General features: G+C 67.6%; 18 protein-coding genes. 8 read left to right on the plus strand and 10 right to left on the minus strand.

Features of this window, described 5'->3' with window-relative positions:
• Window positions 1-14: 14 nt before the first annotated feature.
• Window positions 15-491 (minus strand): Lrp/AsnC family transcriptional regulator, encoded by a 477-nt coding sequence (locus tag AC3A4T_RS10495; RefSeq protein ID WP_487675342.1) that lies wholly within the window; start codon window positions 489-491, stop codon window positions 15-17.
• Between the two features lie 112 nt (window positions 492-603).
• Here AC3A4T_RS10495 and AC3A4T_RS10500 point away from each other — a divergent pair, with 112 nt between their 5' ends.
• Both AC3A4T_RS10500 and AC3A4T_RS10505 read left to right on the plus strand, forming a co-directional pair.
• Entirely contained in the window at window positions 604-2,025 is a 1,422-nt protein-coding gene (locus AC3A4T_RS10500; protein WP_487675343.1) for a M20/M25/M40 family metallo-hydrolase, read from the plus strand.
• 41 nt (window positions 2,026-2,066) lie between these two features.
• A complete protein-coding gene (locus AC3A4T_RS10505; protein ID WP_487675344.1) occupies window positions 2,067-2,684 on the plus strand; it encodes a glutathione S-transferase family protein in 618 nt (205 codons plus the stop codon).
• Window positions 2,685-2,732: 48 nt separating this feature from the next.
• Here the strand turns inward: AC3A4T_RS10505 and AC3A4T_RS10510 are convergent, their stop codons facing one another.
• From AC3A4T_RS10510 to AC3A4T_RS10530, 5 genes are all read right to left on the minus strand, one after another.
• Window positions 2,733-3,629, minus strand: coding sequence for a sterol desaturase family protein (locus AC3A4T_RS10510; protein ID WP_487675345.1), 897 nt, complete (start codon window positions 3,627-3,629; stop codon window positions 2,733-2,735).
• Window positions 3,629-4,138 (minus strand): SRPBCC family protein, encoded by a 510-nt coding sequence (locus AC3A4T_RS10515; RefSeq protein ID WP_487675346.1) that lies wholly within the window; start codon window positions 4,136-4,138, stop codon window positions 3,629-3,631. Before AC3A4T_RS10515 ends, AC3A4T_RS10510 begins: the two co-directional genes overlap by 1 nt.
• Window positions 4,139-4,958: 820 nt before the next feature.
• A complete protein-coding gene (locus AC3A4T_RS10520; protein ID WP_487675347.1) occupies window positions 4,959-7,649 on the minus strand; it encodes a CshA/CshB family fibrillar adhesin-related protein in 2,691 nt (896 codons plus the stop codon).
• Between the two features lie 459 nt (window positions 7,650-8,108).
• Window positions 8,109-8,795: an SIR2 family NAD-dependent protein deacylase gene (locus tag AC3A4T_RS10525; protein WP_487675348.1), complete on the minus strand. Its 687-nt coding sequence runs from the start codon at window positions 8,793-8,795 to the stop codon at window positions 8,109-8,111.
• Window positions 8,792-9,232 (minus strand): hypothetical protein, encoded by a 441-nt coding sequence (locus tag AC3A4T_RS10530; protein WP_487675349.1) that lies wholly within the window; start codon window positions 9,230-9,232, stop codon window positions 8,792-8,794. The genes AC3A4T_RS10525 and AC3A4T_RS10530 overlap by 4 nt, the downstream gene beginning before the upstream one ends.
• 145 nt (window positions 9,233-9,377) lie before the next feature.
• Here AC3A4T_RS10530 and AC3A4T_RS10535 point away from each other — a divergent pair, with 145 nt between their 5' ends.
• Window positions 9,378-10,907, plus strand: coding sequence for an amidohydrolase family protein (locus AC3A4T_RS10535; RefSeq protein ID WP_487675350.1), 1,530 nt, complete (start codon window positions 9,378-9,380; stop codon window positions 10,905-10,907).
• A 7-nt stretch (window positions 10,908-10,914) separates the two neighbouring features.
• Here the strand turns inward: AC3A4T_RS10535 and AC3A4T_RS10540 are convergent, their stop codons facing one another.
• The 3 genes from AC3A4T_RS10540 to AC3A4T_RS10550 all read right to left on the minus strand — a co-directional run bounded on the left by AC3A4T_RS10540 (window position 10,915) and on the right by AC3A4T_RS10550 (window position 13,409).
• Window positions 10,915-11,847, minus strand: coding sequence for a hypothetical protein (locus tag AC3A4T_RS10540; protein WP_487675351.1), 933 nt, complete (start codon window positions 11,845-11,847; stop codon window positions 10,915-10,917).
• Between the two features lie 125 nt (window positions 11,848-11,972).
• Window positions 11,973-12,506, minus strand: coding sequence for a hypothetical protein (locus AC3A4T_RS10545; protein WP_487675352.1), 534 nt, complete (start codon window positions 12,504-12,506; stop codon window positions 11,973-11,975).
• Between the two features lie 78 nt (window positions 12,507-12,584).
• Window positions 12,585-13,409: an alpha/beta fold hydrolase gene (locus AC3A4T_RS10550; RefSeq protein WP_487675353.1), complete on the minus strand. Its 825-nt coding sequence runs from the start codon at window positions 13,407-13,409 to the stop codon at window positions 12,585-12,587.
• Between the two features lie 319 nt (window positions 13,410-13,728).
• Between AC3A4T_RS10550 and AC3A4T_RS10555 the strand changes: the two genes are divergently transcribed.
• Together AC3A4T_RS10555 and AC3A4T_RS10560 are read left to right on the plus strand one after the other, a co-directional pair.
• Complete coding sequence (locus AC3A4T_RS10555; RefSeq protein WP_487675354.1) at window positions 13,729-14,301, plus strand: GNAT family N-acetyltransferase; 573 nt, start codon at window positions 13,729-13,731, stop codon at window positions 14,299-14,301.
• 99 nt (window positions 14,302-14,400) lie between these two features.
• On the plus strand, window positions 14,401-15,012 hold the full coding sequence (locus tag AC3A4T_RS10560; protein ID WP_487675355.1) for an HAD-IA family hydrolase: 612 nt from the start codon (window positions 14,401-14,403) through the stop codon (window positions 15,010-15,012).
• 20 nt (window positions 15,013-15,032) lie between these two features.
• Here the strand turns inward: AC3A4T_RS10560 and ftrA are convergent, their stop codons facing one another.
• Window positions 15,033-16,034 carry a transcriptional regulator FtrA gene (ftrA, locus tag AC3A4T_RS10565; RefSeq protein ID WP_487675356.1) on the minus strand — a complete coding sequence of 334 codons (1,002 nt, stop codon included), beginning with the start codon at window positions 16,032-16,034 and terminating at the stop codon, window positions 15,033-15,035.
• A gap of 90 nt (window positions 16,035-16,124) precedes the next feature.
• Here ftrA and AC3A4T_RS10570 point away from each other — a divergent pair, with 90 nt between their 5' ends.
• From AC3A4T_RS10570 to AC3A4T_RS10580, 3 genes are all read left to right on the plus strand, one after another.
• On the plus strand, window positions 16,125-16,538 hold the full coding sequence (locus tag AC3A4T_RS10570; protein WP_487675357.1) for a rhodanese-like domain-containing protein: 414 nt from the start codon (window positions 16,125-16,127) through the stop codon (window positions 16,536-16,538).
• 184 nt (window positions 16,539-16,722) lie between these two features.
• Window positions 16,723-17,148, plus strand: a complete 426-nt coding sequence (locus AC3A4T_RS10575; protein ID WP_487675358.1) for a RidA family protein — start codon at window positions 16,723-16,725, stop codon at window positions 17,146-17,148.
• A gap of 199 nt (window positions 17,149-17,347) precedes the next feature.
• Window positions 17,348-17,902 (plus strand): HD domain-containing protein, encoded by a 555-nt coding sequence (locus AC3A4T_RS10580; protein ID WP_487675359.1) that lies wholly within the window; start codon window positions 17,348-17,350, stop codon window positions 17,900-17,902.
• The last annotated feature ends 31 nt before the right edge of the window (window positions 17,903-17,933 follow it).

Genomic DNA, 17,933 nt, shown 5'->3' on the forward strand with positions numbered 1-17,933 from the left:
CTTGTGCGCGCGGTTCAGTCGTCCTCGTCGAGCGACACCGGAATGGTCAGTCCGCGCTTGACCAGACTCAGCGCGACATTGGTGGTGAAGCGGCGGATATTCGGATTCTCGCCGACCATGCGGATCATCAGCGCGTCGAAGTCCTCGGTGTCCGGCGCAGTCACCACCAGCACGAAATCGGCCTCGCCGGTGACGTAGAACACCTGCTGTACCTGGTCCTGCGCGCCCAGCCAGCGGCGCAGTTGCGCGAGCAGTTCCGGGCGTTCGCGCTCGACCTGCAGCGAGACGACGAAGAAGGTCGGTTTGCCGACCTGCCTGGGATCGACCACCGCGGTTTCGCGCACGATCACCCCGGCCTCGCGCATGCGTCGCAGCCGGCGCTGGATCGCCGAGGGCGACAACGCGACCTGTTCGGCGAGGCGGTCGGCGGTCTGGCCGGCGTCGTGCTGCACCAGGTTCAGCAGTTGACGGTCGAATCGGTCGAGTTTCATGGCCGCATCTTAGAGCGCGAACGCGCCGGAAAACCGCATGCGCGGGTGGCGGTTCGCGGCGAAAGCGCGGGCTCGCGCCATTAACATTTTCGCCTCACCGAGAGGTCAAAGCATGCATTTTCCCGCGCTTTCGATACATATCGATCACGCCTGGCAGGACCGCATCCTGCCGGCGCTGTGCGACTACATCGCCATCGCCTGCCAATCGCCCGCGTTCGATCCCGACTGGGCCGGCAACGGCCATATGGACCGCGCGGTCGAACTGATGACGCAGTGGGCGCGCGAACAACTCGCCGACCTGGCCGGTGCCACGGTCGAGGTGCTGCGCCTGCCCGGGCGCACGCCGTTGTTGTTCATCGACGTACCCGGCGAGTCCGGCGCGCCGAGCCTGATCTACGGCCACCTGGACAAGCAACCGCCGATGCCGGGCTGGGCGCCGGGCCGCGGGGCCTGGACGCCGGTGATCGAAGGCGACCGCCTGTACGGGCGCGGCGGCGCCGACGACGGCTACGCGCTGTTCGCCGCGATCGCCGCGCTGCGCGCCCTGCGCGATCACGCACTGGCGCATCCGCGTTGCATGATCGTGATCGAGGCCAGCGAGGAGTCGGGCAGCGTCGATCTGCCGGCGTACATCGAACTGCTGGCGCCGCGGCTCGGCGAGCCGCGCCTGATCGTCGCGCTCGACGCCGGCTGCGGCAATTACGATCAGTTGTGGACCACGACCTCTCTGCGCGGGCAGGTCGCCGGAACCCTGAGCGTGCGCGTGCTCGACGAAGGCGTGCATTCGGGCGACGCGTCGGGGATCGTGCCGTCGAGTTTCCGCATCGTCCGGCAGTTGCTGTCGCGCCTGGAAGATCCGTTCAGCGGCGAAGTGATCGCCGACTTCCAGGTCGAGATTCCCGCGGCGCGGCGCGAGCAGGCCCGGTTTGCCGCGGATGCCTTGGGCGATGGGCTGGTGCGTGGTTTTCCGCTTCATGCCGACACCCGCCCGGTCACTGAGGCCCTCGACGAACTCGCGCTCAACCGCGCCTGGCGCGCGCAACTGGCGGTCACCGGCATCGATGGACTGCCGGCGGTGGCCGATGCGGCCGCGGTGATGCAGCCGCATACCGCGCTCAAGCTGAGCCTGCGCTTGCCGCCGACGCTGGACCCGCATGTCGCGTCGCAACGGTTGAAGGAACGGCTCGAAACCGACCCGCCGTATCGCAGCCAGGTCGCATTTACCATCGATTCGGTCAGCGAAGGCTGGCACGCGCCGCCGGTCGCGCGGTGGTTGGCGGACAGCCTGCAACGCGCATCGCGCGATGCGTTCGGCCGCGATGGCGCCTTGATCGGCGGCGGTGGCGGCATTCCGTTTCTGGCCATGCTCGGCGAGCGCTTTCCGCGAGCGCAGTTCGTGGTCACCGGCGTGCTCGGGCCGCACTCCAATGCGCACGGGCCGAACGAATTCCTGCATCTGCCGACCGCGCGCCGGATCACCGCGGCGCTGGCGCGGCTGCTGCACGATGCCCGCGGCGATGCCGATCCGCGATGACTCCATGTTTTGATCCCACCGCGCGCTGAGGAACCCGACCCATGCAACTGCTTTATCAAACCCACTCGCCGTACGCGCGCAAGGCGCTGGTGTTCGCGCACGAGGCCGGGCTGGCCGATCGGATCGAGGTGGTGCACCACGAAACCAGCCCGACCCTGCGCAACGACGCGGTGTACGCGCAGAATCCGCTCGGCAAGGTGCCGGTGTTGATTCGCCCCGGACAGTCGGCCTTGTTCGATTCCGACATCATCTGCGCCTTCCTCGACACCTTGCACGAGCGCGCGCCGCTGATTCCGCGCGACGGCGAAGCGCGCTGGCAGGCCTTGCGCCTGCAGGCGATCGCGCAGGGCCTGGCCGATGCCGGGATCAAGGTGCGCTGGGAAACCGTGCGCCGTCCCGAGGCCTTGCGCTACGACGCCTTGCGCGAGGCGTACACGCTCAAGCTGATCGAGAGCTACGACTGGCTGGAACGCGAACTCGATACCGACACGCCGCTGCACGTCGGCCATATTTCCATCGCCACCGCGTTGAGCTGGCTGGCGTTCCGCGAATTGCCGGATTTCCGCGAGGGCCGGCCAAAACTCAGCGCCTGGTTCGATGCGTTCGAGCGTCGCGATTCGATGCGGGCCACGCCGTTGTCGGGCGAGACCCACGATTGAGCCGCAGGCTTGGTCGACGAAACGCGCGTACTTCGACCGGCGCCCGCCTCAATCGCGGCCGTCGGCCAGCACGGTCGACGACGCCGGCGTCGAAACCGTCGGAACAGCCACTGGGGCGGTATGCGCCAACGCGCGCTCGGGCGGTCCGAACAACTGCCCGACCATCCCGAGCAGGCCGCGTGCGCGCCAGGCGTCGCCGAACATCGCGATCCATTCGTGGAAGGTCAGCTTGATCGGGTTGTGGCTGTGGATCTGGCCGATGATGCCGTACTCGCACGGCACCGCTTCGTCTTCCTCGACATAGGTGCCGAACAACTTGTCCCAGACGATCAGCACGCCGGCGTAGTTGCGGTCGATGTACTTGGCGTTGCGCGCGTGATGGACGCGATGGTGCGACGGCGTGTTGAACACTTTTTCCAGCCAGCCGAGCTTGCCGACCGCCTGGGTGTGCACGAAGAACTGAAACGCCAGATTGATCGCGACCACCGCGACGATGTGCTTGGGTTCGAAGCCGATCCAGGCCAGCGGCAGCCAGAACAGCCACATGCCGGAAATCGGATAGGTCAGGCTCTGCCGGAACGCGGTCGACAGGTTGAGCCGCTCGGAGGAGTGGTGGGTGACGTGCGAGGCCCACATCCAGCGGATGCGGTGGCTGGCGCGGTGGAACCAGTAGTAGAAGAAATCCTGCGCCAGGAACAGGCCGGCGATGGTCCAGGCCGAGGCCGGCAGTTCGAACAATTGATGCGCGTAGACCGCGTAGTACACGCCGATCACGATCAGCCAGGCGACCGCGTCGCTGGCCTGGTGCATCAACGCCAGCGCCGCGTTCGATAGGGTGTCGCGCAGGCTGTACTGATCGGGCCGACGCTTACGCCAATACCAGGCTTCCAGCGCGATCAGCAGCAGGAACACCGGCGCCAGCGCCAGCAGGATCCACTCTTCCATCAGCGCCGCTCCTCGCGCCAGGCGGTTTCCAAGATTTGCGCCATGCGTTCCAGGCAGCGGCGCATGGCCGCGCGCATGCAGCCTTGCAGCAGCGGCGCGGCCACTGGCCAGGCCAGGAACGAGGTGAGTTCGAATCGGTAGGTCCACACCACCCGGGTGATGTTCGCCGCGCGCGGATCGCCGGTGTCGGGTTCGGCATGAAAACGCCAGTCGGCCTGACCCTCGCGCGCCAGCCACGACAGCGGCGCGCGGAAGCCGTCGAGCACGTAGGCGTGGTGATGCGGCGGCTGCAGCGCGGTGATGCGTTCGCGCAGCTTGGAACCGTCGCGGTTCTCCAACGCGCGCAGGCTGCCGGGCGCGGGCGGCGACAGCGGGGTGATGCGCTTGAGCCCGGGAATCGGGCCGTAGCCTTCGAACAGGGCGGGGAAGCGTTCGTGGTCCAGCGCCAGCGCGAACACCGCCTCGGGCGCGGCGGCGATGCTGCGTTCGGCGGTGAGGGTCAGGTGCATGAGCGGAGTCTAGGAGGGCGGTGCGGGGCTGTCCACACGCGGGCGTATGTTTTGCGCGGGGGCCTGGTCGTTATGGGCGATTTGGGCTGCGATGTTGGGGATGCCCGATGCCGCCATGTGGCGTGAAACGACCGTTCGTTCCGGACCTTTTGAATAAACGATCCTGCGACTTTCAATTCACTGATCAAGATAGAAAGCCAAGAGCTTCCGCCCGCAAGCGGGCGGGTTACTTTCTTTTGTCTAAAGCAACAAAAGTCCGCCTGGATTCCCTTCGGTCAAAAGCTAACCAAGAAAAATGCTTTGTTGTGAATCAACGGCCCGCGCGTGCGTTGCTGACGCGGGCATGCGCCACACGAGACATCCTGTCTCGGTGGCGCACGGCGCACATCCATGTGCGCCGCCCTTCGGGTGTCCCTTGGCTAACGCGAATTACAAGCCTCGCAGCGCTGGTAGTGATACCTGAGGCGAAAGCCAGATGGCCTTCCTGTAGGAGCGGCGCAAGCCGCGACCGCGGGACTACAAAAACGACGCCGACTTCGAAATCGTCGCAATGGCGTGGCTAAGGTCGTTGAAGAAAATCTTGTGAGCGTCACTTTCACTCAGCTACTTGTGCATCGACGCGCGGAATGCCGATGTTGACTCGCACGACTGCTGAGAAAACCAAGAGAATCGCCGCCGCCGACCTGAAATCACCGCCCGCAATACATCCCACACCAATACGAGGCGCCGGCCGGTACTTTGATCGGCGTTATCGCTGCCCCGTCCGCGAATACCGGTGTGCCGCCCATCGGCAACCCGCAGCCTCGCCCCGACACCCTCATCAATTCACCTGGCAATCGAAGCTGAGCGTCGTGCTCTGCCCCGCGCCGAGGGTGCCGAGCGCGATGCCGGCGCTCAGGTCGGCGACGGTGAAGCTGCCCGCGGGCACGCCATTGCCGCTGATGGCTACCGCGTTGCCCGGGGGGCAAGTCAGCCCGGTGACGGGCGTATCGCGCACGATCGCGCCGGTAATTTCGCCAGGTCCGCTATTGGTTGCGACCAGCGTATAGGAGGTCGTGGCACCGGATGCCACGGTGTCGTTGGCCTGATCGATCGGTCCCGCGCCGAAGGTGTTGGTCTTGGTGATCGACAGGTCCACCACCACCAGGGTGTTGGTGTAGGTGCAGACGGTCGCCGCGGTGCTGGCGGTGATCGTCAGCGTCCGCCCGGTCGCGCCGCTGGCCAGCGGGCTGCCGCCGGTGCAGGCGAGCGCGGTGGTGTAACTGGCGGCCGTCGCGCCGCCGCCGAAGGTTTCCGCCGGCAGGGTCAGCACATCGCCCGCGAACACGGTCACGGCCGGGCCGGCGCTGTTGGTCGGCGCGGTCGCGCTGAAGGTCGGGTTGGCGCTGCCGCCGGTCGTCGTCGCGCTGGCGGTATGGCCGGCGGTGCTGTTAGCGCCCCAGACCTTGGCCAGGTTGATCTGCTGCGCGATGCGGGTGTTGGTGTAGGTGCAGACCGCCGCGTTGCCGCTGGTGATGGTCAGCGTGTTGGCGGCCTGGCCGTTGGTTCCGGACAGGGTATGGCCGCCGGTGCAGGCCAGGGTGGTGGTGTAGTTGCCCAGGCCGGTTCCGGTTTCCGCGGGCAGAGTGACGATATCGCCCAGGCGCACGCTCACCGGCGCGCCGCTGTTGGCCGCGGTCGGCGCGGTGGCGTCGAACGCCACCGTGTTGCTGTTGCCGCCGGTGGTGGCGCCGATCGTCAGGGTGTCGCCGGTTCTGCTGTTGGCGGCCCAGGCCTTGGCCAGTTGCAGGGTGGCCAGGCGGGTATTGGTGTAGGTGCAGACGATGTTGGTATCGGTCGCGGCGATGGCGATGCCGTCGTTGGGATCGGTGTCGGCGGCGCCGGTGCAGGCCAGGGCCGGGGCGTAGTTGCCGGCGTTAGTGGCGGCCAGGGTCTCGGCCAGGACGATGGTCTCGCCCGCGAACACGTTGACCGGCGTCGGATCGGTTTCGAGTTCGCCCACGGCGTCGGCGTTGCTGTTGAGCGTGTCGATCACGCTGCCGGCGCGCGAGGCGGTGATGACGGCGTCGTCGCCGACGATCGCGCCGGTCCATTGCTTGCGCAGCGTCAGGGTCTGCGAGGTCAGGGTGACCGGGTGGTCCTCGACTTCGCCGCTGCTCGCCAGGCCGGTCGGATTGGCCACCTCGGCGGCGGCCGAGGCGATGCGGAAACGCGCGAAACTGGCGCCCGGGCTCAGCCCGGCGGCCGCCGGCATCGTCCAGCTCACCGTGGCGGTGGTGCCGTTGCAGGTCGCGGAGGCGGATGTTTCGCCGGCGTCGGTGAAATCGCCGTCGCGGTTGAAATCGATGAAGCCGCGCACGAAGGCGCCGTTGCCGGCGCAAGGCACCGACAGGGTATGGCTGGCGCCCGGCGACAGCGCGATGTTCGCCATCGCGCCGAAGGCGTCTTCGTCGTCGGTGGCGGTCGGGGTGGTGAAGTTGCCGTCGTCGCCGTTCGCCGCGGCGCCGGCCAGGCTGATGTTCTCGATGTCCACGCGCGCGCCCAGGCGCACCGCCGGCTGGTTCAGCGTGGCCAGGGTCATGGTGGTGTAGGTGGTGTTGCCAGTCGGCAGGTTGCCGCCGTTCCAGGTGAAGTTCGGCAAGTGTTGCGGCTCGCCGTAACTCAGCGGCGCATCGCTGCGGTCGGCGACGAATACCAGCACGCCCAAGGCCATCGCGGAGCGCCCGCCGCCGCGCAGGGTGAGGGTCGCGCTGGTGGCGCCTTCCATGAACGCGACCGCCATGGGACCGGCCGCGCACAGCGGGGCGCTGCCGTTGAGGGTCAGCGTGTTTCCGGTGATGTTGGCGGTGGCGTTGGTCGCGCAGCCGGCGGAGCGGAAGCGGTCGATGATGCGCCAACTGGTTGCGGTCGGTGCGTTGGCGGAAATCGATTCGTTCTGACCAGGCGGAATGTTGCCGGACTGTTCCCCATCGGCGACCACCAGGCCTTCCAGCGGGAAGTTGTTGCCGCCCAGCGTGGCCGCGCAGGCGAACGTGGCCGTCGCCGTCCCGCCCTGGTTGAAATTCAGCAGGCCGTTGTGCAAGCCATTGGCCGTGCCGACACCGCCGATGTTGTACAAGTCGTCGAGTCCGTCGCCCTGCCACAAACCGGAGCGGTAGGTGCGGAACTCGTTGTTGTCCACCCCGGACAGCGTGCAGGTCACCACCAGCGGCTGGCCCGCCACGTTATAGGTCTGCTGGCTGGTGATGGTCTGGTTGGCGGTGCCGTTGCCGATTTCCGCGCAGTTGTCCTGGGTGGCGCCGCAGGTGCCGGTTCCCCAGCGAAACCAGATGATGTTGTTGCGGTAGGCGCCCGTGCCGCCGGTCGCGAACTGCGCCTGCGCGGGTGGCGGCAGCGCCAGCCAGAACAGCGCCAGCGCCAGCGCCCACGGCCGAAATCCGGTCGGACGCGACGGCGGACGAAGCGCGTTTCGTCGCGGTTGAGGGGGCGCTACGGCGGTGGTGCTGGTCATCTGCTCTCCAAGACTGCGGCTTCGCCACGGACGATCGAGAAAAGTGAATGCTCCGGGGTGCGGGAGCGTCGGTTTGAAGCGCGCCGATATCGGCCATCCATTGCGTGTACCTGTCGCGGCGACGGGCGTCGTATCGATGCAATCAATGCGCGTAATGCTGCGCGATCGTGTCGCTCAATCGTCTTCGCTGTCGCGAGTCCGGTCACGGTGGCGCACGCGGTATCGCACTAACGCCGGGAACGCCGACACGCATCAGGACAACGGGCGCGACGCGGCGTGCATGCCCGGGATGTGGCACGAAAGGTCTTGTTTTCAAGCATTTGCGCAGCCCGGGTGCATGGGCCGCTCAACGTGAACATCGGTCCCCCCCGGGCGATGATTGAACACGCTCATGCTAGCGTTCTCGCCAGCGCACTGCATTCCCCAAAATAAGCGCTTGAAAAGTGCCGTAATGCACTTTCAGTGCGAGAGCCACCGTTGCACCAACGGCGGCACGGTTTTCACCGCGGTGCCGTGCAGAAAACGGTAATGACGCGGCACCTGTTGCAGCTCGGGCGAGACGAATACGCGCTCGGCGCCCAGCGGCGCGCAATCGACCAGGCCCGCGGCCGGATACACGGTCAACGAGGTGCCGATCGCGAGCACCTTCGCGGCGGTCGCGAAATGCGCTTCGGCCTCGTCCATATGACGCACGGCCTCGCCGAACCAGACCACGTCCGGGCGCAACTGGCTGCCGCGCTCGCACAGATCGCCGATCTCGATGGTCGCGCCCTTGAGCGTGTAGATGCGCGGCGGAGTCAGCCCGGTGCTGCGCGACTTGAGGATTTCGCCGTGCACATGCAGCACGTTCGAAGAACCGGCGCGCTCGTGCAGGTCGTCGATGTTCTGGGTGATCACCACGACCTCATAGCGCTCTTCCAAACGGGCGATGGCCTCGTGCGCGGCGTTGGGGCGCGCGGCCAGCACGCCGCGGCGGCGCTCGTTGTAGAAGCGCAGCACGGTGGCCGGATCGCGCTGCCAGCCCTGCGGCGAGGCCACGTCCTCCAGGCGATGCTCGTGCCATAACCCGCCCATGTCGCGGAAGGTCTTCAGGCCGCTTTCGGCGCTGACGCCTGCGCCGGTGAATACGACGATTTTGTCTTTCATGCGGGGAACTCGGTATCGGGAAGCAGGCGGCGCGACAGCAGATCGTTTTCGCCGAAGACGACATGGGCGATCGTCGTCGCGGCGGCGAGCTCACGCAGCGGCGACGGCAACTCCGACAGCCGGATCGGAGCGAGCGGCACGGCGAGCAATTCGTAAGCGTAGCCGCCATCGTCCGCGGCGATCTGACTCCAGTCGTAGGCGAACAGGCCGCGCTGAGCGCAGCTTATCCAATCCTCGACGTTACCGGCGTGCGCAATCAGCCGATAAGCGCCGCGGATCGGCAAGCCATCCACGCCGGCCTCGACCCCGTCCACAGTGGCCCGTGCCGAGCGCGGAGTCGGGCCGGATCCGGCGGTGGTGAACGCGGCGACCCGGCCGATCGCGTCGCAGGCCAGCCATCGCCAGTCGGTGTACCGATCGCCATCGGCTTGGTTCATAAGCCTGCCGAACGATTGCGGCTTTCAACCATAGCGCCATCGGCGGCATCTGTTGAGGGCGGATTGCGATCGGCGGTATGAGGTCTGGCCCATGCCGGCGGTGTCCGCGTGTTTATCATCGGCTCGCAAGCATCGGGAGAGTTGAATGATCGTTCATGCGCTGGCGCTAAGCCTCGGACTTGCATCGCTGTCGGCCGCCGCGGTGGCGGCCCCTGCGGCGGCCGGAAGTTATCTGATTACCGACGTCACCGTGATCCCGGTCGATACCGATGAGGTGCTGCGCGATCGCACGGTGCTGATCCGCGACGGCAAGATCGCGCGGATCGCCGCGCAGGGCGCGCGGACGCAGGTCGAGGGCGCGACAGTGGTCGACGGGCGCGGCAAGTTTTTGATTCCCGGGTTCGTCGACGCGCATGTCCACATCGCCACCGAAGGCGCGATCCGCGACAGCAAGGATCCGGCGATGGCCGCGCTCGACCTGGGTCGCGATCATGCCTACGACCGGCAGGTGATGCTGTCGTTCCTCAAGGCCGGGGTCACCGGAGCGGCCAACCTCGGCGGCAGCGCGGGCAGCGACGAGGATCTGCTGTGGTTGCGCGGGCAGATCGACGAAGGCCGCATCGACGGCCCGCGGCTGTACGTGGGCAAGCGCATCAACGGGCCGCGCGCGGCGGTCGCGATCAAGCCCGAGTCGACGGTGCCGGCGTCCAGGTTTGAGGCGCCGTACACCGCCGCCGACGGCATCGCCGCGGTGCGCCGCGCACGCGAACGCGGCTACGATTTCATCAAGCCGTATCAGTTCCTCAATCGCGAGACCTATCAGGCGGTGGTCGAGGAATCCAGGCGTCAGGGCTTCATCACCACCGGCCATCTGCCCGAGCTGGGTTGCGCGAGTTGCGCCGATCGCGCGTTCGCGTTCGCCCATCCCATGACCAACATCGCCCACAGCGAGGAACTGGCGCGTCTCGCCCGCGTCGGCAGCGATCTGTCGCCCAAGGACATCGAGGCGCTGGCGCGGGCGGTCGAGGCCAGCGGCGCTTCGGTGACGCCGACCCTGATCACGCTGAAAACCATCGTCGGCATGTATGTGCAGCGCGAAGTGCCGTCGGTGCCCGGCGACTGGATCAAACTCGTCGACCCGATCACCCGCCTGGACTGGACGCCGCCGGCCAATCGCTACCTGGGCCAGGCGTTCCGCGATCAGGACGGCGCCGACACGTTCTCGGCCGGTTACGACTTCGCCCGGGTGCTCACGCGCGAGCTGTACAAGCGCGGGGTGAGGCTGGCCGTCGGCACCGATGCGGCCTTGCCCGGGCTCGCGTTCGGCGTGTCGGTGCAGCAGGAAATGATCGAACTGCGCGAGGTCGGATTGCGCCCGCTCGACGTGCTGCGCGCGGCCTCGATCAACGCCCATCGTTTGTTCGATCCGGATGCCGGCAGCGGCGCGGTGCGCGAAGGCGAGCGCGCGAATCTGGTCCTGCTCGATGCCGATCCGCTGGCCGATATCCAGAACGTGTCGAAGATCGCCGGTGTGTTCGCGCAGGGGCGCTGGTTGCCGATGGCCGAGATCGATCGTCGTCTGAACGAAGGTCGGGCGTTCGAGCGCGGCTTGAGCGAGCAGATCGATCGGATCAAGAGCGCGCGGATCAAGAGCGCGCGACACCCGGCGCATTGAGCGCCGCTCAGTTCGCGAACGCGCTCAATGCCTGATGGATATCGCAGGCGTAGATGCGATCGTCCCGGTGCAGGTACAGGGTGTCGCCGCGTCCGCGAACGAGCTCGGCCCGGAGCGGTTCGCCGTGCTCATCGATCAGCTCGAACGCCGCCGCGACCGATGCGCTCGGACCGTCGTCCAGTCGCAACAGCGTGAAGGTATGGCGCGCGTCGTAACCGCCTGCGAACAACGTGTGATCGCGATACACGGCGAACGCATGCGCGCCGTACACCGGTACGTTCCAGTGGCGCACGATGCGATGGTCGCGCACCTGCACCAGCGGGAAGTCGGTGTAGTAGCAGGTCCATGCCTCGTTGTGGCTGGCGACGTTGAGCGCATAGCAATCGGCCATGAGGTCCAGCGGCGCTTCGGGCTGGTAACGGAACACAGGCGTGCCTTGCCGGTCACAGGCGACCAGGCCATGCGCGGACAGAGGATGGTCGCCAAACACGCCTTCATCGAAGTAGCCGGTCCAGATCTCGCCGCGTGCGGTCGTCTGCACATGCTCGATGGCATCGCCCAGCGCGATTTCGTCCAGCAACCGGCCGCTTTTCGAATAGACGCGGCCGTTGAGATCGCTGTCGCCGCCGCGCTGGTTGGAGCGCGCGCACACCAGCAGCAGATCCTCGCCGAGCGGTTGCAGGGCGTGGATGTTGTACGGCTCGTTGTCGATGGTCAGGTCCAGCAATCGCGCGCCATCCAGCCAGGCCTGCGCGCGGTAGCGCTGCGGCGTCGCGGGTCGGGCCTTGGCGAAACTCGCGCCCTTTTCTTCGCGTCGATAATCCAGCGTCTTGAGCGCATGCAGCAGGTACACCGCGCGATCGGGACCGATATCGAAGGCGACCAGTTCGCCTTCGCTCGGTTCCAGGCTCAGGATCGGCCACAGTTGCAGGGTCTTCATGACGGGCTTGCGCGGGGTTCCATGCTAAGCGCGGATGGTAGCGCGGTTCGTTCGGATTCGCGGTGGACCTGCGCCACCGCGCCGACGAAGCATCGACCTGAGCAACCGACGTAACCCGATACGGCTTAACCGCCCGCGCGATCCGCCGGGGCGATGTCATGCACAACCTTCGCCCTTCCACGCTCGCGCCGGATCCGCAACCCCTGCCACACCATCAAGCCCAGATACGCCACGAACACGCCGCCGATCAACTGCGCCAGTTGCGGGTCGTCCGGGCCGCTGGCCCAGGGGCGGCCTTCGGGCACGCGGGTCAGGGTTTCGGTGAAACCCGGGATCATGTGGAAGAACAGGGTGAGGGTGTAACTGATGGCGGCGATGTAATGGGAAATGCGACCGAACAGCTTGCGCCGCTCGGCCAGCCACGCGACCGCCAGCACCAGCAAGGTGACGATGCCGAGCACATGCGGCTTGCCGAAGCCGCCGTGATGGAAGATGAAGAAACCGGTGATGCAGGTGGCCACGGTCATCCAGACGTACAACTGTCCGCTGCGCGAGGCCATCGCGATTTCGTAGTGGCGCGCGATCGCGACGAAGCCGGCGGCGACCGCGATCAGGCCGAGCAGGGTGTGGAACATGCCGAACGCTGTGATACCGAACATGCCTGGGCTCCTGGGAATGCCTGGGAGAAAACCGCGCTCGCGCAAGCGAGCGCGGCGGTGTGTGTCAGCGCGATGGTTTCACGATTGCAGGAACGCCAGCAGGTCGGCGTTGAGCCGGTCCTTGTGGGTGTCGGTCAGGCCATGCGGCGCGCCGGTATAGACGATGAGCTTGCTGCCGGCGATCAGTCTGGCCGAGGCGCGGCCGGCGGCGTCGATCGGTACCACCTGATCGTCGTCGCCGTGCACGATCAGCGTGGGCACGTCGAATTTTTTCAGGTCTTCGCTGAAGTCGGTGGCCGAGAACGCGGCGATCGAGTCGTAGGTGTTCTTGTGGCCGCCGGCCATGCCCTGCAGCCAGAACCAATCGATCGCGCCTTGCGACGGGGTGGCGCCGGGCCGGTTGTAGCCGAAGAACGGGCCGGCGGCGAGGTCCTGATACAACTGCGAACGGTCGGCGAGCGAACCGGCGCGCAGGCCGTCGAACACCTCGATCGGCAGGCCGCCGGGATTGGCCGGAGTTTTCAGCATCAGCGGCGGCACCGCCGAAATCAGTCCGGCCTTGCGAACCCGCGCGGTGCCGTGGCGGCCGATGTAACGCGCGACTTCGCCGCCGCCGGTGGAGAAGCCGAACAAGGCTGCGTCGGTGACATCCAGATGTTCGAGCAATTCGGCCAGGTCGTCGGCGTAGTGATCCATGTCGTTGCCGTCCCAGGGCTGGCTGGAACGGCCGTGGCCGCGACGGTCGTGGGCGATGCAGCGATAGCCGTTGCCGGCGAGGAAGAACATCTGCGCTTCCCAACTGTCGGCGCTCAGCGGCCAGCCGTGGCAGAACACCACGATCGGGCCGCTGCCCCAGTCCTTGTAGTACAGGTCGACGCCGGCGCGGGTGGTGAAGGTGCTCATGAGGACTCCGTGGTGGGGGGCGAGTGAGGGGAGCGGACGCAGCGAAGGGCTGGTCGCGCGGCGCCGTCCTGGCGGAATGCGGAAGCGGAGGGCGCGGCGATCGCATGCGGATATCGGCGCCCTGAACGAAGCCCACGTAGAACCCGGCCGGCGCAGGACAGCGCCATGTCGGATGAGTGATGGGCGTCGCGTTTGTCGGCGCGCGATGGCGCGCATCGCCGTCGTTGCGCCGCGGCCCGCTGCCGTCGTGGTCGCCTGCGCGCGGTCATGCGGGGTAAGGTGCAGTTCCGGGTTCTGGTTTCGTCAGGCGGTCGCAAGCATGAGCCTCAAGCGCGATGCCGTACTTCCGATCGCCCCGCCGGGCGCCGAGCCGATCGTCACCGAGCGCCTGCGGCTGGTGCCGGCCACGCTCGCGCTGGCCCGCGCCGAACTCGAAGACCGTGCTGCGTTCGCCGCCTTGCTCGATGCGCATATTCCCGAAGCGTGGCCGCCCCAGACCGTGGCCGAGGCGCTGCCGTTGTTCGCGCTGTGGCTGCAGGCCGCGCCTGCCTGCGGCGGCTGGTTCAGTTGGTATGCGCTGGCGCGGCAAGAGCACGGCGCGGCGGTGCTGGTCGCCAGCGGCGGTTTCATCGGTCCGCCGCTCGACGGCGAGGTCGCGGTCGGCTATGCGGTGTTGCCGCAGTTCGAAGGCCGCGGCTACGCCTCGGAAATGGCCGGCGCGCTGGTCGAATGGGCGCTGGCGCAGCCGCGGGTGGAGCGGGTGATCGCCGAAACCGAATGGGCCAATCCGGCCTCGGTGCGGGTGCTGAGCAAACTCGGCTTCGTGCGCAGCGGCAGCGCGAAAGCGGCCGAAGGGCTGCGTTTCGAGCGCAGGCGCGATGCGGCCGGTTGAGGCATCGCGTTCGATGTATTCACGATCGCGCACGCGGATCGCGCGACCTGGGCCGGCATCTTTGCCGATAATCGATGCAACCCACTCGCGGGCGATCCCATGAACTACCACGCGTTGCTGATCGATCTCGATGGTGTGCTGCGCCGCTGGCCCGAGCGCGACGCGGCGATCGAAGCCGCCCACGACCTGCCGCGCGGCAGTCTGCGCGCGACCGCGTTCGCGCCGGAGCTGTTGGCGCAGGTGGTGACCGGGCGCATCGACGACGGGCAATGGCGCGAGCAGATCGCAGCCCGTCTGCGCGTGGCGCATCCGCGCGCGCAGGTGGACGACGCGGTGCGGCAATGGTCGCTGTCGTGCGGCGAAGTCGATGCGCCGGTGCTGGGCTTGCTCGAAGCTTGCCGGCCGGGTCTGCGTCGCATCCTGGTCAGCAACGCGACCTCGCGTCTGCCGCGCGATCTGGAGGCGCTGGGGTTGTCGCGGCATTTCGACGCGGTGGTCAATTCCAGCGAGGTCGGCGCGGCCAAGCCCGATGCGGCGCTGTTTCAGGCCGCGTTCGATCGCGCCGACGCCGCGCCGCAGCGCCTGCTGTTCGTCGACGACGACGCGCGCAACGTGGCCGCGGCGGCCGCGCTCGGGGTCAACGCGCATCATTACCGCGGTGTCGCGTCGATGCGGCAATGGCTGGACGAAGCCGGCGCGCTGGACGGATAACGTCGCGCTGGACGAAGGGCTTAGTCGGTCGTGGCGCCGCGGGCGAAGCGTTCGCGGTAATCGCGCGGGCTCAGCCCGAGTTTGCGGCGGAAATGATGGCGCATGGTGATCGCGCTGCCGAAGCCGGTCTGCGCGGCGATCCGATCGATCGACGCGGCGGTGGTTTCGAGCAGTTCGCGCGCGCGTTCGACCCGCGCCTGGATCAGCCAGTCGCCCGGGGTCGTGCCGGTGGCGGCCTTGAAGCGGCGCATGAAGCTGCGTTCGCTCATCGACGCCATGCGCGCCAGTTCCGCCATCGGCAGCGGTTCGGTCAGGCGTCGGCGCAAGGCATCGAGCAGCGGCGCGAGCGCGCCGCGTTCGCTGGATTCGACCGGACGATCGATGTATTGCGCCTGGCCGCCGTCGCGATGCGGCGGAACCACCAGGCGGCGGGCGACATGGTTGGCGATCTTCGCGCCGCGGTCGCGGCGCACCAGATGCAGGCACAGGTCCAGGCCGGCGGCGCTGCCGGCGGAGGTGAGCAGGCGGCCTTCGTCGATGTACAGCGCGTCGGGATTGACCTCGATGCGCGGATAGCGCTCGCGCAAGGCATCGGCATAGCGCCAGTGGGTGGTGGCGCGGCGGCCGTCGAGCAGCCCGGTCGCGGCGAGCACGAACGCGCCCGAACAGACCGACAGCAAGCGCGCGCCGCGCGCGTACGCCTCGCGCAGCGCCGCGACGATGCGCGGCGGCACCGGCGTGTCGAGCGAGGCCCAGCCCGGAACGATCACGGTGCCGGCGCGCACCAGCCGGTCCAGGCCGGCGTCGGCCGACAGCTTCAACCCGTATTGGCCGCGCAAGGGCCGGCGCTGCGCGGCGCAGGTTTCGAAGCGGTACCAGTCGCGGCCGAGTTCGGGCCGCGGCAATCCGAACACTTCGGCCACGCACGAGAATTCGAACGCGCACAGGCCGTCGTAGACCAGCACGGCGACCCGCGGATTGATCGGACCGATGCCGTCGGGCGCGATTTTCGACTTAGGCATGATTTGATCGATGGATGGCATTGCCGCCAATGGTGGACCGCCGCGCGGCGACCGACAATGGCCATACCTTCCCGCACCCCGGAGTCCGCCATGGCCAACGCCGTCACCGCGATCCCCGCCGCCACGCCCGCCCAGGCGCTGGCGCATTTCCAGGCCCAGTTCGCGTTCGAAACCGACTGCTGGGACACCTGCGAGGCGCTGCAGTCGGGCGAGCCCGGCTTCGTGCTGGTCGATACGCGCAGCCCGCAGTTGTTCGCGCGCGGCCATATCGCCGGCGCGATCAACCTGCCGCATCGCAAGATCATCGCGTCGCGCATGAGCGCGTATCCGCCGCATACCTTGTTCGTGACCTACTGCGCCGGCCCGCATTGCAACGGCGCCGCACGCGGCGCCTTGCGCCTGGCCGAACTGGGTTATCCGGTGAAGTTGATGGCCGGCGGCATCACCGGCTGGCTGGACGAGGGCTTCGAGTTGAAGCGTTCGGCGCAAGGCGCGGTGGCTTGAGTCCGAGCCTTTGCTGAGTTGGCGCGTATTGCATGACGAGGCGATACCCGCGTCGGTCGCGCGCATCGCCATGTCACGGTCGCCGGCATCGGATCGTCATCCACACGACAGTGCAACGAACGCGCGCGGATTGAATGTCGCGCCGTCGTGCGCACTTCGTTTACCTCACCTGCAAGGATCGACGATGAACGCTGCTACCCCAAAACCCGTGTTCGCACTCAGCAATCCGGCCGGCCTGTACGATCCGGCGCCCAATGGTTATTCCCACTTGGCCTTGATCGAGCCCGGCGCGCGTTGGATCGTCGTCGCCGGGCAGGGCGGCGAGACCGCCGACGGCGCGCTCGATCCCGATTTCCGCCAGCAAGTGCGTCAGGCCATGCGCAATCTGCTGACCGCATTGGAGGCCGGCGGCGCGCGCGGCGAGGACGTGGTCAAGCTGACCGTGCTGATCGTCGATCACAGTCACGAACGCCTGCGCGTATTCGGCGAAGAATTGGCCGCGGCCTTCGGCGCCGATCATCGGCCGGCCTGCACCCTGATTCCGGTGCCGCGCCTGGCCCTGGACGGCATGTTGTTCGAGATCGAGGCGATCGCGGCCGTAGCCGCATAAGTCGACCGCTGGAAGCGCTTGCAGCGCGATAAGTCGGCTGCTTACGACGGCGTCGGACGCGCTACAATGCGCTCGTGGCCGCACCGGACTCGCATTCTGCGACCGGTCCCGCCGCGCTCCCCCTTCCGATTGTCGCCGCGCGGCCCGAGCCGCGTGGCGCCGACGGCTGGGCGCGGGCCCGCATGACCAGGAGAATCCTATGAGCACCGATCACCGCCTGCTGATCCGCGCCGCGGCTTTCGCCGCCGAGCGTCACCGCCACCAACGCCGCCTCGACCAGGCCGCCTCGCCCTACATCAACCATCCCATCGCCCTGGCCGACGTGCTCGCCAACGAAGGCGGCGTCGACGATACCGTCGCGCTGTGCGCGGCCTTGCTGCACGACACGATCGAAGACACCGACACCAGCGCGGACGAACTGGAAGCGATATTCGGCGCCCGCATCGCCGCGGTGGTGCTGGAGGTCAGCGACGACAAGGCCCTGCCCAAGGCCGAACGCAAACGCTTGCAGATCGAACACGCCGCGCATGCCTCGCGCGAGGCGCAGTTGGTCAAGCTCGCCGACAAGATCTGCAACCTGCGCGATTTGCTCGCCGCGCCGCCGCCGAACTGGTCGCGCCAGCGCAAGCAGGATTACTTCGATTGGTCGGCGCGGGTGATCGACGGCGTTCGCGGCGTGCACCCACGGCTGGAAGCGCTGTTCGACTCGGTGTATGCGCGCGCGGTGGAGCTGGCCGACAACGCAGCGGCCTGAGCGGCTGCTGATGTCGGGATCGGTCGCGGCT

Source organism: Lysobacter sp. Soil_N_51 (genome assembly GCF_057655755.1).